General features: G+C 33.3%; 18 protein-coding genes. 6 read left to right on the forward strand and 12 right to left on the reverse strand.

Features of this window, described 5'->3' with window-relative positions; genetic code table 11:
* Positions 1-110: 110 nt before the first annotated feature.
* Positions 111-1,145 carry a 6-phosphogluconolactonase gene (gene pglS / locus BU038_RS09755; RefSeq protein ID WP_107605875.1) on the reverse strand — a complete coding sequence of 345 codons (1,035 nt, stop codon included), beginning with the start codon at positions 1,143-1,145 and terminating at the stop codon, positions 111-113.
* A gap of 167 nt (positions 1,146-1,312) precedes the next feature.
* On the opposite strand from pglS, the gene BU038_RS09760 reads away from it, so the two are divergent.
* On the forward strand, positions 1,313-1,723 hold the full coding sequence (locus BU038_RS09760) for a YolD-like family protein (RefSeq protein WP_107605876.1): 411 nt from the start codon (positions 1,313-1,315) through the stop codon (positions 1,721-1,723).
* A 74-nt stretch (positions 1,724-1,797) separates the two neighbouring features.
* Here the strand turns inward: BU038_RS09760 and BU038_RS09765 are convergent, their stop codons facing one another.
* Positions 1,798-1,974, reverse strand: coding sequence for a hypothetical protein (locus BU038_RS09765; RefSeq protein WP_096754678.1), 177 nt, complete (start codon positions 1,972-1,974; stop codon positions 1,798-1,800).
* A 405-nt stretch (positions 1,975-2,379) separates the two neighbouring features.
* On the opposite strand from BU038_RS09765, the gene BU038_RS09770 reads away from it, so the two are divergent.
* Positions 2,380-3,423 (forward strand): C45 family autoproteolytic acyltransferase/hydolase, encoded by a 1,044-nt coding sequence (locus BU038_RS09770; protein WP_107605877.1) that lies wholly within the window; start codon positions 2,380-2,382, stop codon positions 3,421-3,423.
* 63 nt (positions 3,424-3,486) lie between these two features.
* Here BU038_RS09770 and BU038_RS09775 read toward each other — a convergent pair whose 3' ends face one another.
* Positions 3,487-3,678: a hypothetical protein gene (locus BU038_RS09775; RefSeq protein ID WP_107605878.1), complete on the reverse strand. Its 192-nt coding sequence runs from the start codon at positions 3,676-3,678 to the stop codon at positions 3,487-3,489.
* A gap of 166 nt (positions 3,679-3,844) precedes the next feature.
* Between BU038_RS09775 and BU038_RS09780 the strand changes: the two genes are divergently transcribed.
* Positions 3,845-4,894 carry an ABC transporter permease gene (locus tag BU038_RS09780; protein ID WP_107605879.1) on the forward strand — a complete coding sequence of 350 codons (1,050 nt, stop codon included), beginning with the start codon at positions 3,845-3,847 and terminating at the stop codon, positions 4,892-4,894.
* Between the two features lie 19 nt (positions 4,895-4,913).
* Entirely contained in the window at positions 4,914-5,597 is a 684-nt protein-coding gene (locus tag BU038_RS09785) for an ABC transporter ATP-binding protein (protein WP_107605880.1), read from the forward strand.
* 110 nt (positions 5,598-5,707) lie between these two features.
* Here the strand turns inward: BU038_RS09785 and BU038_RS09790 are convergent, their stop codons facing one another.
* The 3 genes from BU038_RS09790 to BU038_RS09800 all read right to left on the reverse strand — a co-directional run bounded on the left by BU038_RS09790 (position 5,708) and on the right by BU038_RS09800 (position 7,732).
* Positions 5,708-6,544, reverse strand: a complete 837-nt coding sequence (locus tag BU038_RS09790) for a DUF4097 family beta strand repeat-containing protein (protein WP_107605881.1) — start codon at positions 6,542-6,544, stop codon at positions 5,708-5,710.
* On the reverse strand, positions 6,541-7,101 hold the full coding sequence (locus BU038_RS09795) for an HAAS signaling domain-containing protein (protein WP_107605882.1): 561 nt from the start codon (positions 7,099-7,101) through the stop codon (positions 6,541-6,543). The genes BU038_RS09790 and BU038_RS09795 overlap by 4 nt, the downstream gene beginning before the upstream one ends.
* Positions 7,102-7,246: 145 nt before the next feature.
* Entirely contained in the window at positions 7,247-7,732 is a 486-nt protein-coding gene (locus BU038_RS09800) for a hypothetical protein (RefSeq protein ID WP_241963169.1), read from the reverse strand.
* 221 nt (positions 7,733-7,953) lie between these two features.
* On the opposite strand from BU038_RS09800, the gene BU038_RS09805 reads away from it, so the two are divergent.
* Entirely contained in the window at positions 7,954-8,517 is a 564-nt protein-coding gene (locus BU038_RS09805) for a thioredoxin family protein (protein WP_107605884.1), read from the forward strand.
* A 49-nt stretch (positions 8,518-8,566) separates the two neighbouring features.
* On the opposite strand, the gene pmtD is transcribed toward BU038_RS09805, so the two are convergent.
* The 6 genes from pmtD to BU038_RS09835 all read right to left on the reverse strand — a co-directional run bounded on the left by pmtD (position 8,567) and on the right by BU038_RS09835 (position 12,500).
* Positions 8,567-9,295: a phenol-soluble modulin export ABC transporter permease subunit PmtD gene (pmtD, locus tag BU038_RS09810; protein ID WP_107605885.1), complete on the reverse strand. Its 729-nt coding sequence runs from the start codon at positions 9,293-9,295 to the stop codon at positions 8,567-8,569.
* Positions 9,292-10,179 (reverse strand): phenol-soluble modulin export ABC transporter ATP-binding protein PmtC, encoded by an 888-nt coding sequence (pmtC, locus tag BU038_RS09815; protein ID WP_107605886.1) that lies wholly within the window; start codon positions 10,177-10,179, stop codon positions 9,292-9,294. Before pmtC ends, pmtD begins: the two co-directional genes overlap by 4 nt.
* Positions 10,180-10,201: 22 nt before the next feature.
* Positions 10,202-10,882, reverse strand: a complete 681-nt coding sequence (gene pmtB, locus BU038_RS09820) for a phenol-soluble modulin export ABC transporter permease subunit PmtB (protein ID WP_107605887.1) — start codon at positions 10,880-10,882, stop codon at positions 10,202-10,204.
* A complete protein-coding gene (gene pmtA / locus BU038_RS09825; RefSeq protein WP_107605888.1) occupies positions 10,879-11,769 on the reverse strand; it encodes a phenol-soluble modulin export ABC transporter ATP-binding protein PmtA in 891 nt (296 codons plus the stop codon). The genes pmtB and pmtA overlap by 4 nt, the downstream gene beginning before the upstream one ends.
* Positions 11,766-12,146 carry a PSM export ABC transporter transcriptional regulator PmtR gene (gene pmtR, locus BU038_RS09830; protein WP_002481711.1) on the reverse strand — a complete coding sequence of 127 codons (381 nt, stop codon included), beginning with the start codon at positions 12,144-12,146 and terminating at the stop codon, positions 11,766-11,768. Before pmtR ends, pmtA begins: the two co-directional genes overlap by 4 nt.
* A 162-nt stretch (positions 12,147-12,308) precedes the next feature.
* Positions 12,309-12,500, reverse strand: a complete 192-nt coding sequence (locus BU038_RS09835) for an SE1626 family protein (protein WP_002481712.1) — start codon at positions 12,498-12,500, stop codon at positions 12,309-12,311.
* Positions 12,501-12,692: 192 nt separating this feature from the next.
* On the opposite strand from BU038_RS09835, the gene BU038_RS09840 reads away from it, so the two are divergent.
* Positions 12,693-13,988, forward strand: a complete 1,296-nt coding sequence (locus tag BU038_RS09840) for an aminotransferase class I/II-fold pyridoxal phosphate-dependent enzyme (RefSeq protein WP_107605889.1) — start codon at positions 12,693-12,695, stop codon at positions 13,986-13,988.
* The last annotated feature ends 240 nt before the right edge of the window (positions 13,989-14,228 follow it).

A 14,228-nucleotide genomic window follows, 5' to 3' on the forward strand; every position in this document is an offset into this window, starting at 1 on the left:
AATAAATTATTATAATTCATATGATAATTAATTCTTATAATAAAACCATAAAAAAACCAGCACCTTTCAAAAGATGCTGGTTACTCTATAGCTTTTACAACTGTTTTACTTTAATCAAAAATGACACATACACCTTCTGCAGCGTGTTGTTTGTCATCTGTTAATGTCAGTTGACCTGTTTCTTTATCGCGTTTTAAAACAGTTACTGGAGAATCGCCTTCTTGGTGTGCACATACAATATATTGATCATCACCTGAAATATTGAAGTCACGCGGGAACTCTCCGCCTGTTTTCACGATTTCAACTAATTTTAATGCATCACCTTTGTCGCTGACTTCGAATACTGCGATACTATCATGACCACGGTTGCTGACATATAAGAAACGTTGGTCATGTGATAAATGTACAGCAGCAAGTTTCGTTGCTTCTGCGAAGTCTTCTGGAATCGTTACATAAACACCTACTTCTTCAAAATGACCGTCATCATATTTTGTGACACTTACTTTATTTGAAAGCTCATGTACGACATAAGCATAAGGTTGTTTTTCGTGGAAAGCGATATGACGTGGGCCATAACCTGCAGTAAATTCAGATACTGCTGCTTCATGATAGCCATCTTCATCATATGTGTAGCTGACTACTCTGTCTGTACCTAAATCGCAAGCAGCTACATATTTTTTGTCTGGTGTTTGTTGAACATAGTGGACATGTGCATGTTCTTGACGTTCATGCGGACCTGTCGGATATTTATGTTCCAACTCTTCAATTAAACGCACAACTTCACCTGTTGCTGCATCTAATTCGTATAAACGTAAAAGTCCTGCACCATAGACCGCTTCAAATAAATAATTGCCATCTTCTGATACAGAAATATAACATCCTGTGCCTTCGACAGAGTCTAAACATTTATTAAGTAAAGTTAATGTACCGTCATTTTCAACTCTGAAACTTGCGACACCGCAACGTTCGCCTTCTTTTGTAATCGCGTATAAAAATTGATTATGGCGTGCAATAAAAGTAGAAGCCTCAATTTCATAGGCAGTCGCAACTTCAGTGACTGCTGCTTTGTCTTCGTCTAGTACGAAGCGGTAAATCCCTTTACCATCTTTCTTTGTGTAAGATCCAATATAACCTGATTTCGTCATATTATTACCTCCTCATCTTATCTCCTATTGTACGGGATTATTCTGAAAAATGATAATAGTTCAATTCTGAAACTGTTTTCTTATGTTAAACGACTAAATATAGTTGAAAATACGAACAAGTGTTCGTATAATAAAACTATCAACTCTTACTTAAGCAGGTGATAGTGATGGATACATCTAAAGAAGAAACAGATTATCGGAAAATTCCACGAGAACAGCTAAACGCGAATATTCCGATGGGCAGAGGTATGGTTAAATGGGCACCTTTTGCGACATTGCCCGAACAATTTGAACGCCTACATCAATATGCGGTGGATCAAACTAAGGTAGAACGTCCCATTTTATCCGAAGATCAAATTCATGAATTGAACCAACATATTCATATCGCATTTCAAGAGCAATGTCCGATTCGTATACGTTATTTTAAAGGTGGTTGGATAAAAACTATCAAAATGATGCCAGAAAAGATTAATTACTTAGAGCAAATCTTAATCGGTATCAATTTAAAACAACAACAGCAGATTAAACTTTCTTTGCTCGACATTGTTCAAATCACATTATGTCGCAACGCTTCTTAGCCTTTCAGACCCATGAAAAAAGCACTTGCTGAATTCATTACTCAGCAAGTGCTTTTACATTAATTCTATTACAATTAATTACTGTTGCCTGATTCAATATCAGCAACGATTTCTTTTGTTCTTCTTTCGATATCTTCAAAGTCTTTCTTGAAGATGAAAGCAAATACAGCTACACCTACGCCAACTACAACTGACACGATAAGTGCTAAACTGAAGAAGAATTTAAAAAAGCCTTTAATAAAGTCTAACATTTTGATTTCACCTCTATAAAAATAATCGCCTGCATGCTCTAATAATAGCATACTTAAATTGGTCATTAAAACATATACCCTATATTAAAAAAGCTAAAGCATGTCTAAAGCTTATTATACTAAAAAGAGGCTAACCGAAAAAGGTTAACCTCTTAAATCACAAGAATAAGTATTACGCGCCTCTCCACCATCTGTAAACAGCGGCATATGCTTTGTTATAATAATCTTGTACCATATGAATCACCTCTAAACGTAATCTTTCTTCGTTTCAAGTGACATTTACAAACCGTATTTACAGTTTTTTCTCTACATATATATTATAATATGGATTGATTTCTTAAGTCTATTAACAAATAATTACATTCTTGTAACATTATCAAGAGAAACATTAAGGGGTTATTTTGAATGCAAAAAGTTCACTCAGATATTATGACATTTCGAGGATCACATTATGATTTAGGTGTTGAAACAGGCAAATGGCTGAAAACAACTAAACTCATGCAAAATAGAGAAAAAGAATGGAAGAAACGTTTACCGCGCTTTGATATCGATGTCAACGAAACACACGCCATCTTCCAACAATATGCACCGCAAATTTGGGAAGAATTGATGGGTATGCGTGAAGTACTTGAATTACCAATCAGACAAATTGTGTTTAATTTTGCCCACTATCGCTTTACACCTATCAAAAAAGATAGCGGCTGCACGGTTTTTCTTGGCGACAATTATTTAGTACGCAATTATGACTACCACCCTGCTACATATGATGGACGTTATTTATTATATGAACCAAATGATGGCGGCTTAGCTCAAATGGGACCTACTTCTCGTGTCACAGGCAGAATGGATGGGCTTAATTCTGCGGGTCTTGCTATGGGTTATAATTTTATGCATCGTAAACATCCGCAAGACGGTTTTGTCTGTTATATGATTGGACGTTTAATTTTAGAACTTTGTCGCGATACTGATGAAGCAATTCGTCTATTAAAAGAAATTCCTCATCGTAGTTCATTCAGTTACATTATGATGGATAAAAATAATCAAAATGCGATTGTAGAAGTTACACCTAGAGGTCTGGATGTTCGATATGACCGCACATGCACAAATCATTTCAAATTATTGACCCACGAAAATCGTAACTACACTAAAGAATCTAAAGCACGTTTAGCCAAAACATTAAAACAAACAGATATTCATATGGATAAAATGAAAGCATTTGAAATTTTTAATGATCCACAATATGAAATATATAGTAAACTCTTCGGCAGTTGGTCTGGTACTATTCATACTTCTATGTATCAACCGGAAACAATGAAAGCTTGGATAAGTTTAGGTGAAAATCAAGCACCTGTATGTATTGATTTTAATCAATGGCTGAATCATCATGAACTAGATATTACCGCTCTTCATGGTGAAATTGATACTGATATAGCTTTCGCATCTGAATAATAGATTAAAAGTGGAAAGACACTGATAACTAATGTCTTTCCGCTTTTATTTTTATCTATCCTATTAGAAAAAAGGCAAAGTTTTACTTGCTTTAAGAATATCTTTAGTATAGAAAAACTGCTTGCCTTGTCCAGTATAAGCAGGTGTTAAAATCATATTTTTCTTCGCATTATACAACCACTCTGGATGCAAATTGCTGTTAAGGATATCTTGAAACTCTTGGAATTCTTTATCCCAATCTAAATTAATCTCCAACAATTCCACCTCTTTTATTAAAAGTATTTACAAAAAAAGTTTGATACACTTTGTTTTAATTTTCAAGTTTGATCTATATATGCTATAATTGACTAATTAAGTTGATAGCATTCAATCAATTGTTATCGCTCAATTTCAAAATTAAATATTTGAGAGGAGTTCTCCTATGTTTTTAGCTTGGAACGAGATGCAACGAAATAAATTGAAATTCGGATTAATCATCGGTGTACTGATTATGATCAGTTACTTACTATTTTTACTTTCAGGCCTTGCAAGCGGTTTGATTAACATGAACCGTGAAGGTATAGATAAATGGCATGCAGATGCGATTGTCTTAAATAAAGACGCAAATCAAACTGTCGCACAATCTGTCTTCGATACAAAAGAAACAAAAAATACATTTAAAGAATCCGCATTACTTAAACAATCTGCCGTTATTGTTTCTAATGGTAAAAAAGAAGAAAACGCCCTCTTATTTGGGGTCTCAAAAAATTCTTTCTTGATTCCTGATTTAATTCAAGGTCATAAATTTAAAAAAGATAACGAAGTCATGGCAGATGAAACTTTAAAAGATAAAGGTTTTAAAATCGGCGATAAATTATCATTATCTCAATCAGATGAAACTTTGAAGATTGTCGGTTTTACAGAAAGCGCCAAATATAATGCATCTCCTGTATTATTTGGGAATTATCAAACGATTCAAAGTATCAATCCTAAACTAACTAAAGATAAAACGAATGCAGTGGTCGTTCGTGATAAAGATTGGAAGGATAAATCACTCAACTCTGATTTGGAAGCGGTCAGCATTGAAAACTTTGTTGAAAATTTACCTGGTTACACAGCACAGAACCTGACACTGAACTTTATGATTACATTCTTATTCATCATTTCAGCAACTGTCATCGGTATTTTCTTATACGTGATTACCCTTCAAAAAACGAACTTATTTGGGGTGTTAAAAGCACAAGGTTTCACAAATGGTTACTTAGCTAAAGTAGTTTTAGCACAAACCTTTATGATTTCTTTAATCGGAACATTAATCGGTTTAGCACTGACGTTAATTACAGGTGCTTTCTTACCAAATGCTGTACCTGTCGCATTTAATCCTGTGACATTAATAATCTACGGGCTTGTTTTGATTGTCGTATCACTGATTGGAAGCCTATTCTCTATTTTAACTATCCGTAAAGTAGACCCATTGAAAGCCATTGGATAAAAAAGGAGTGACAATATTAATGTTAGAATTTAAAGACGTAACGAAACGTTTTAAAGACGGTAATAAAATTATAGAAGCCGTGAAACCTACAACTGTACAATTTAATAAAACTGAACTTGTCGGTATTATCGGTCCTTCTGGATCAGGAAAAAGTACATTCCTGACGATGGCAGGGGCATTACAGACACCGACTGAAGGTGAAATTTATGTGAATGGTCAAGCCATTACACATCTTTCCCAAAAACAATTAGCACATACGCGTATGAACGAAATAGGCTTTATCTTACAAGCCACAAACTTAGTTCCATTCTTAACAGTCAAACAACAATTTACATTACTGAAGAAGCAAAAGAAAGACGTTTTAAGCGATGAAGCTCTTTCAAGTTTATTAGAACGTTTAGGTTTGAGTGAAGTTCAAAATAAACTGCCAAGCGAAATTTCAGGTGGTCAAAAACAACGTGTTGCGATTGTCAAAGCTTTATATACCAATCCATCTATTATCTTAGCTGATGAACCTACCGCTTCACTAGACACTGAAAATGCGATGGAAGTCATGAACATCTTAAAGAAAGAAACAAAAGAATTAAATAAAACCTGTCTTGTGGTAACACATGATGAACGTTTGATGAAATTCTGTGACAAAGTATATCAAATGGAAGACGGCGTTTTAGAACAACAACAAACAAAATCTAATGCATTATAAGCTATTAATAGTAATACAAATAAAGAAAAACGATTTTCATCTGACTTTTGATGAAAATCGTTTTTCTTTTATTCAACAACTATCAAACCCATTTAGGTCTGGATAGTTCTTTATTTGATTGTGATATTACCTTTATTTGTATAGAATTCTAAAACATTTTCACCCTTACCGACTTTATCATTTTTAAAGTGAGGGTTTTTTACTAATTTCTTACCTTCAGCAGGGTTCAGTCTCAATAATGTGTCTTTTGGCGGATGTAGATAGCTTAAAGTAATATTGCCGTTTTTTGTTGAAGCTTTTATATCACAAGAATTCGCCATCTTTGAGAAATTGATATGACCTGTACCTAAAATGAAGATACTCTCTTTTACTAATGAATGGTCTCCACTGATACCACCTGTTTGAATTTTGAAATTGCCATTTTTCAGCGTACTATTTTCAAAAGCTAACTTGCTGCTATCTGATTTCATTTCTACGTTTTCCAATTTGGAATCTTTAATATGTACATCTGAAACATTATTCCAAATTGTTGTTGTCGCAGCTTGTACACCATCCAAATTAATTGCGCCGATATCTGTTGAAATATTAATATCGTTTAATTGTTTTTTCGGTACTTCAATAATCATTTCTTGTTTTGTTCTTTTATACGGATTAATATTAGGTGCTATTTCATCCTTTTTATCTTCAGAAATTTTAAGAATATTATTGTGTTCAGAGAAATTTATAGGACGTTGCCCCTTATATTTCAGCTTCAGTTCCTTACCTTGTACAATTTTGATGTCTGCACGATTGCCGCTGATTGAAATATCTTGAATATCTTTATTATGAAATGTCTTTTCAACGCGCTCCTCCGGCAAATTACTTTGATCATGCACAAACCAGACTAAAGTGCCGAGTGAGAAGAAAGCAACAAACGTGATCATCCCGATTAATAATAGTTTTCTCATGCGCTTATGCTCCCTCTAATCAATTTCAAATTCCAACGTAAATACTTCAGAATTAATTTATAAATGACCTCAACCAATTTGAAGATAAAGACAATAAAGATAATTCCAAGACCAGTGTAACTAAAGGCAAATAGGAAATCGCTGAAAATAAATTGTGAAAATCCACTCATCACATTCGCTACAAATAAAATAATTGGAGATAATAACAGTACAAGCGAAGCAAGCAATAATACAATCATAAGAATGACCACAAAGAATAATGGGATTAATATGATAATTAAAGATAAAATACCTAAGCCAAGTGTAGCTAGAACAGCTTTGGTGACATTTTGTGCGTTCGGCGCATATTCAGCATTCTTGATGGCTTTTTGCGCATAGATTTCTTTCGCAATTTTTTTAGGGCTTTCCATATCATTTAAAATATCAGTTTCTGAACGTCCTTCTCTTTCACCTTCGTAGAACACATCTTCATATTCATACATAATTTTATCTTTTTCATCTCTAGGCAACCATCTTAATTCACTTTCTAAATCATTTAAAAATGTAATTTTATTCACAATGGCCACCTCCAAAATCTACTTGAATTATACTTTAACTTGAATATCTTTTAAAATGTTTCCCCTTTGACTAAAAAAACACGTCTTATGTAAAAAGATGGCTGCTGAAGTTTTCTTTCAAGTATGCCATCTATAATCAGAATTCTCATTTAAAATATTCAATTCGTTTAATTTCATCATCTTGATATAAGACTTTAAGTTTTAAATGATGTTCTTTATCAACATAATTCAATGTTTTATAACCTTTTTTACCTTCTGTTAATTGGTAATTGCTGCCTAGTACTTGAATGACATCAGTGATGTCGTCTCCTACTTTAAAGCCCATGTTCGTTTCAATGTTTTTATCATTAATGACAACCATACCTTTAATTTTATGGTTTGCTTTATCAACTTTCACCACAAAATTAGGATGTTTATCATTATAATAAAACGCATAGCGATCGACTTGAATATTATGATTTTCATTAAAACCTGTTGGATTAAATGATTGATTCATCTTCATGTTGTTAATTGTCATTTCAGATAAATCGACTGATTTTGTACTACTCATATACCCTGAAATCAATAAAGTTATTACACTTATCGTTGAAAACATAAGTACTGCGACTAATTTATACTTCAAAAGAATCACTCCTTTTTACTGCTCTTTCGTATGTATTTTTCGCACATATATATCATACTACTATTTTTAGAAATTGCACTGTGCTATTTCACTTATATATTACTTTTTCTTCAAAATATATTAACTACATTTGCAACACTATATAATCTTTAGAATTTTCACAACCTTTCCTTTTAATTCTGAATCATTTGTTGATATAATATTATCAATTAACAAAGGGGGTTTTATCGATGACAAAGTTAGAAACATATTTTCAAAACGCTCAAGATTTAGATACGTATATCTCTCAGATGAAAGAAAATCAAGAGGGACTGCTTAAGATTTATAAAAGCTTCACAGTACCTGAAGATGATCCACGTATCGAACAAATTAAACAAAAGTCATATCGTAAAGTACTCGCAATTTCTGAAGATTGGTGTGGGGATGCCATGATGAACATTGCGATCTTAAAACATATCAGCGAATTGTTAGACCTTGAAGTACGCGTCTTTCATAGAGACCAAGACACAGATTTGATTGATCAATATTTAACAAATGGCAAAGCACGTGCGATTCCGATTTTCGTATTTTTAAATGATCAATATGAACAAGAAAATGTGTGGGGTCCACGCGCGAAAGCTGCACAAGTCTTCGTTGAAGAAACAAGAAAGAAATTACTTCCAGATAAAGAGGATGAAAATTATGATGAAGCCGTACAACAAACTCATGTTGTCATCAGCAACCGCTTCAAAACAGATTCAAACCTTTGGAAAGAAGTTTATAATTCTATCATCAATAAATTACTAAATCCATAATAAAACTGCCGGAAGCTAGAGTACATTAACTAGCATTCCGGCTTTTTTGTTAAATATCTTTTTTTGTAATATATAGCGTATTAGCAATAAATAAGACAACAATAGAAGCTGCTGAAATAAACCATTGCCAATTACTGAATTTGAATTCCCCTGTAGTTGTTTTGTTTGTTAGATAACTGAAAGGAATATACTTCAATGCTTTTTGGATATCATCACCGATTTTTGGAATCATAGGTAAGAAAGGTTCCGCAAACGGTACAATCAAGACTAAGAATATACCTAAAGCATAAATTAATGCTGGTTTTGGTACGATTAACGCAACTAAGAATAACAACAGACCAAAGAATAATAAGAAAATAAAGTAGAACCATAAAATTTGTATCATCTTCTCATCTTTCACATCAGGTCCCTTTGTGACTGCTTGAATAATTAACACCAACACATCTAAAAGCACTGTGATAAAAATCGCGATAAATGCGATAGATAAGACTTTCGCGATGAAATACTTTATACGATTGCTTGTTTTGTTTAAATACAATTGAATCGTACCTTGAGAAATATCTCTTGTGATTGTTTTAATCATAAACAGTAAACCAACTATGGAGAAGAACCAGCTACCCATGGCCATAATAATATCTCCATCTACTTTATGCATTTGTTGATTAATCAACGCGGTCATTCCAATAATTGGAAGTAAAGTTAAAATAAGTGCTAAATACGTTAATGGACTTCTTAAGATACTGATAATGTCATGTTTTACAAGTTGGAATAGATTCACTTTTTCTCACCTCTTTGGTTAATATTGAAGTACGTATCACGTAATGATTGTTTACGCGTTTCAATGTATTCTGGGAAGACATCTAATCCAGCAAGTCCTTTTAATAACTCTTTGTAATCTTTAATCGATTTCAATGAAATTTCACCTGAGTCTTTATGACTTTGTAAGATACTGAAATGAATCGTTAAATAATCTAAAACCTCTTTAAATTTCTCATCTGATAAATCTGTTCCTAATTCTAAGACGGTTACATCTGTCGGTGTCCCTTTTGCCATATCGACATCTTGTACAAAATGACCATCTCTTAAGAACACTGCACGGTCACAAATCAATTCAATATCTTCTAATTTATGACTCGAAATCAAAATCTTCATATCCAACTCTTTAACTAAACGCTGAATCGTTTCAAGTACATCAATTGAACCATCTGGATCCATACCGTTTGTCGGTTCATCTAGAATTAAATATTTCGGTTTATTCATCAATGACACTGCAATCGCAAGTTTTTGTTTCATACCCATAGAGTACTTTTTGACTTTCTTTTTGATATAAGGCGCCATGCCGAATGCATCAATAATACTTTGAGCATAAGCTTTGTCGTAGCCTTTACCTAAGACTTGCGCAAAGATTTTCAAATTATATAAGCCAGATTTATTATCATAAAGTTTAGGGTGCTCAATTAAATAGCCGACGCGTTCCTCAGGACCTAAATTCACCTTACCTGAATAATTGATGATATTGCCATTCATCACTTTCATTAATGTCGTTTTACCTACACCATTTTTCCCTATCAAACCGACAATGCGGCTTTGATCAAAATTAAAATCAATATCGTCTAACACTTTGTTAGAACCGTATTGTTTTGTAATATGTTCTAGTTTCATCAAAAGACCTCCTTTTAAATGATTACTGATTTGAATTTATTTTCTTAAGCTGATAAAAATATGTTCCTACAAATATTGCGATACATAATAAGCCAGACCAAAGCACAAACCTATTGATATAAACTTCTACCATTTTGTCTGACATCATATCAAAACGTTCTGTTACAACCGCAATCAACAAGAAACCAATTGCGATTAAAATCGGTACAACGATATTCGCAACAACAATATAGCCCCAGTAAGGAATAAAATCTCTTCTGACTTCAGAGCACTTTGGGAATGCGACTACATGGCCTAAAAGGTTAATTGCGATAAATGTCAAAGGCGTCATCAGTTCAATACTATTAATCTCTGCACCTTGCGGCACATCGTTATACACGATTAATACAATTGCACCTGCTAATGCTAACAAAAGCGTCGTTAAATAATGCGTATTCAACTGCTGTCGTGCTGAAAAAGGTAAACTGTGATTGAAATAATACGCTTTATTGCCTCCTAATTTAAATTGCAATCTGAACACTTGTCCGCTATCAAAAATAATGATAAACATAACAAGCGTTGCAAACGTATTTTTAATAATAAAACTCCATACTGAATCACCTTTAATCAAAGGTAATACAACTGGTGCAAGTATAATCATCAATGCATAAACAATTAAGGTATACTTTCTTAGCAGTAGGTTTCTTTTCAGCAATATCTTCATATTACTTCACCAAGCTTTGCGTCATCTAAGCCACCTTTTTCAACATTAACCATCAATTCCTCAATTGTCGGTTTAGCAATTTCTACTCGGTCTCCAAAAATTTCTTTAAACGCATCCGCTTCTTTCGTTAATCCTACATAACCTGTTTGTTTAATTTTTAAATTGATAATGTAGCTTTTCAACTCATCATCTAAGTCTTCAATACTGCCTCTGATTAATTGATAATCATCTAACAATACATGTTTTGGTTCATTGAAGATAATCTGTCCATCTTTAAGATAAACAAGATGATCCGCAATCTTCTCGATGTCAGAAATAATGTGTGTTGAAAAAAAGACTGAAACCTCTTCGTTTATGAGTTCTTCTTGGATGATTTCCAATACTTCATTTCTCGCAATCGGGTCTAATCCCGCTGTCGGTTCATCTAAAATAAACAATTTCGCATGATGACTGAATGCAATCGCAAAAGACAACTTCATTTTCATCCCTGTTGAAAACGTCTTGATCTTTTTCTTAAGCGGTAATTTAAAGCGTTCTATGTAGTGATGAAAAATGTCACTGTCCCAATTACGATACATCGGTCCAATACATCGTTCTACTTTTTCAATGGTCCACTTTTCATTCAAGTATAATTCTGAATAAATAAAACCGATTTGTTCTTTGATTTCTTTTTCTTGTTTTGGCATTTCATAACCAAACATTTCAATATATCCAGATTCTCGATGTATCAAGTTCATCAACAAACGAATAATAGTCGTTTTACCTGCTCCATTGGCGCCGATGAAACCTGTCACATAACCTTTAGGAACATAAAATGAAATATCTTTAAGCGCGAAGTTTTTATGACGATACGTAAGTGACTGTACATCGATGGCTTTTTCTATCATTCATTTTCCTCCTCATAGATTAATGCTAAGATTTCATTTAATTCTTCAAGCGGCATACCGATTGTTTTTGCTTCTTTCACTAATGATTTGGTTAAATCTTCGATGACTATAAATTGTTTTTCTTTCAATATCGCATTGTCTTGCTCTTTAACGTAAGTGCCCTTTCCCCTAATAGTGGTCACAAACCCATCTTTCTCCAAATCTTCATATGCACGTTTGGTTGTAATCAAACTCACACGTAAGTCTTTTGCAAGTTCTCTCATAGAGGGAAGATGATCACCGGGAGAAATATAACCTTTGAGTATATTTTCTTTGATCTGCTGCTTGATTTGTTCATATATCGGATATTCACTATTATTTTTAAGCAGTATTTTCATCTAACTTCCTCCCTAACTGTATATACACAGTATACACAGATATGATATTTATGTCTATGATTTTACGTAATTTTTACAAAATCAGTCATAAAATCGGCTATTCTGTATATATTGTATATACACAGATGCTATAAAAAATAACTGCACAATAAACTTGTACAGTTACTTTTTACGCTTATATTGTTCTCTTTTTTTCCTATCATTATTACGGCTGATAAAGGCACAAATCATAAACATGATAGCTGCTAAAAACATTTTAATACTCGCGCCTTCATCTTCAATAAATTGGAAATAAGCGCCAGCTAAAAACGCTAGAATTGCGATGATAACAAAAATTTTAGTCAAATGTTTCAATATTTTCACCTCAAATACAATCAGTATATCAAATTATCATACGTCATTCATGGTTATCTTTTCTAATTTTAAAGAGACAATGATAATAATCGGCTCTATTTTCTGAAAATCGTCGTTCTCCACTTTCTATTTGAGCGCATTCAAGATAATATAGTAATGTATGAAGACTTTAAAAAGTGAGGCGGAATTATTATGAATCCATTAGCGCTTGATTTAAATGAGCAACTTACACAATCTAACCCTGTGATATTGGACATGCTGTCTGACTTAGGTAAACACATGTTTTATCCTAAAGGCATTTTATCTCAATCAGCAGAAGCTAAAGCAACAAAGTATAACGCAACAATCGGTATGGCGACAGATGATAATGGAAAACTTTACTCTGATACAATCTACGGTTTATACCAACATCTAGACCCAGATGAAATTTTTCCTTATGCGCCACCGCAAGGATTAGAGACATTGCGTGCGTTATGGGAAGAAAAGATTCTAAAAGAAAACCCTGATTTAGAACAAAAACAAATTTCAAGACCTATCGTGACGAATGCATTAACACATGGCTTATCTATTTTAGCTGACTTATTCGTTAACGCTGGCGATACATTATTATTACCTGTACAAAACTGGGGTAACTATAAATTAATTTTTAATACACGTCACGGTGCTGATATTCAAACATATTCTATCTTTGATGAAGAAAACCGTTACACAACTGACGGTTTTGTAGAAGCTTTAGAGAATTATAATCAAGATAAAGTCATCTTGTTGTTGAATTACCCAAATAACCCAACTGGTTATACACCAACTGCAGACCAAGTTGAAGTAATTGCAAAAGCGATTAAAGACTTAGCTGATCGTGGTACGAAAGTAATCACGATTGTAGATGATGCATATTATGGTCTATTCTATGAAGATGTTTATACGCAATCATTATTCTCAGCATTAACTCAACTTGAGTCAGAAAATATCTTGCCAGTAAGATTAGATGGCGCAACTAAGGAATTCTTTGCTTGGGGCTTACGTGTCGGCTTCATTACTTTCGGTATTAATGACGAGCTTACAAAAGCTGTATTAGAAGCTAAAGTTAAAGGATTAATCCGTAGTAATATCTCAAGTGGTCCTATGCCTTCACAAAGTGCGGTTCAATATGTATTACAACCTGAACATCGTGAAGCGTTTGAAGCGGATGTACAACGTCATATTGATACATTACGCGAACGTTATGAAGTAACAAAATCAGTGGTATATGATGAGCAATTCAAAGCATACTGGACACCATATGATTTCAACTCTGGTTATTTTATGGCAATCCAAGTTAAAGGTGTAGATGCGGAAGCATTACGTAAACACTTAATTGATGCTTATTCTATCGGTACAATTGCTTTGAATAAAACTGATATTCGTGTTGCTTTCAGTTGTATTGAAAAAGACGATATCCCGCATGTGTTCGAATCAATCGCAAAAGGTATTGCTGATTTACAACAATAATAAATGTTTAGTTAAACTCTGATCGACTGCTTAGTCCATCAGAGTTTTTTGTGTTTAAGACTTAAAATATCCTTCTGTTGAGCGGTCATAATATCAATTGTCAAAAAATCGCTATATTTTACATAACTTACCTATTTTACAGTGATGTCAGACTAAAGCATTGCAAGATTAAAACATAAAATTTTTATCTTGTAGTTGACACAGTCAACCAACCGCATTATTATTAAAACATTCTCTAAC

It is taken from the genome of Staphylococcus simulans (genome assembly GCF_003043455.1).
Classification (GTDB): domain Bacteria; phylum Bacillota; class Bacilli; order Staphylococcales; family Staphylococcaceae; genus Staphylococcus; species Staphylococcus simulans_A.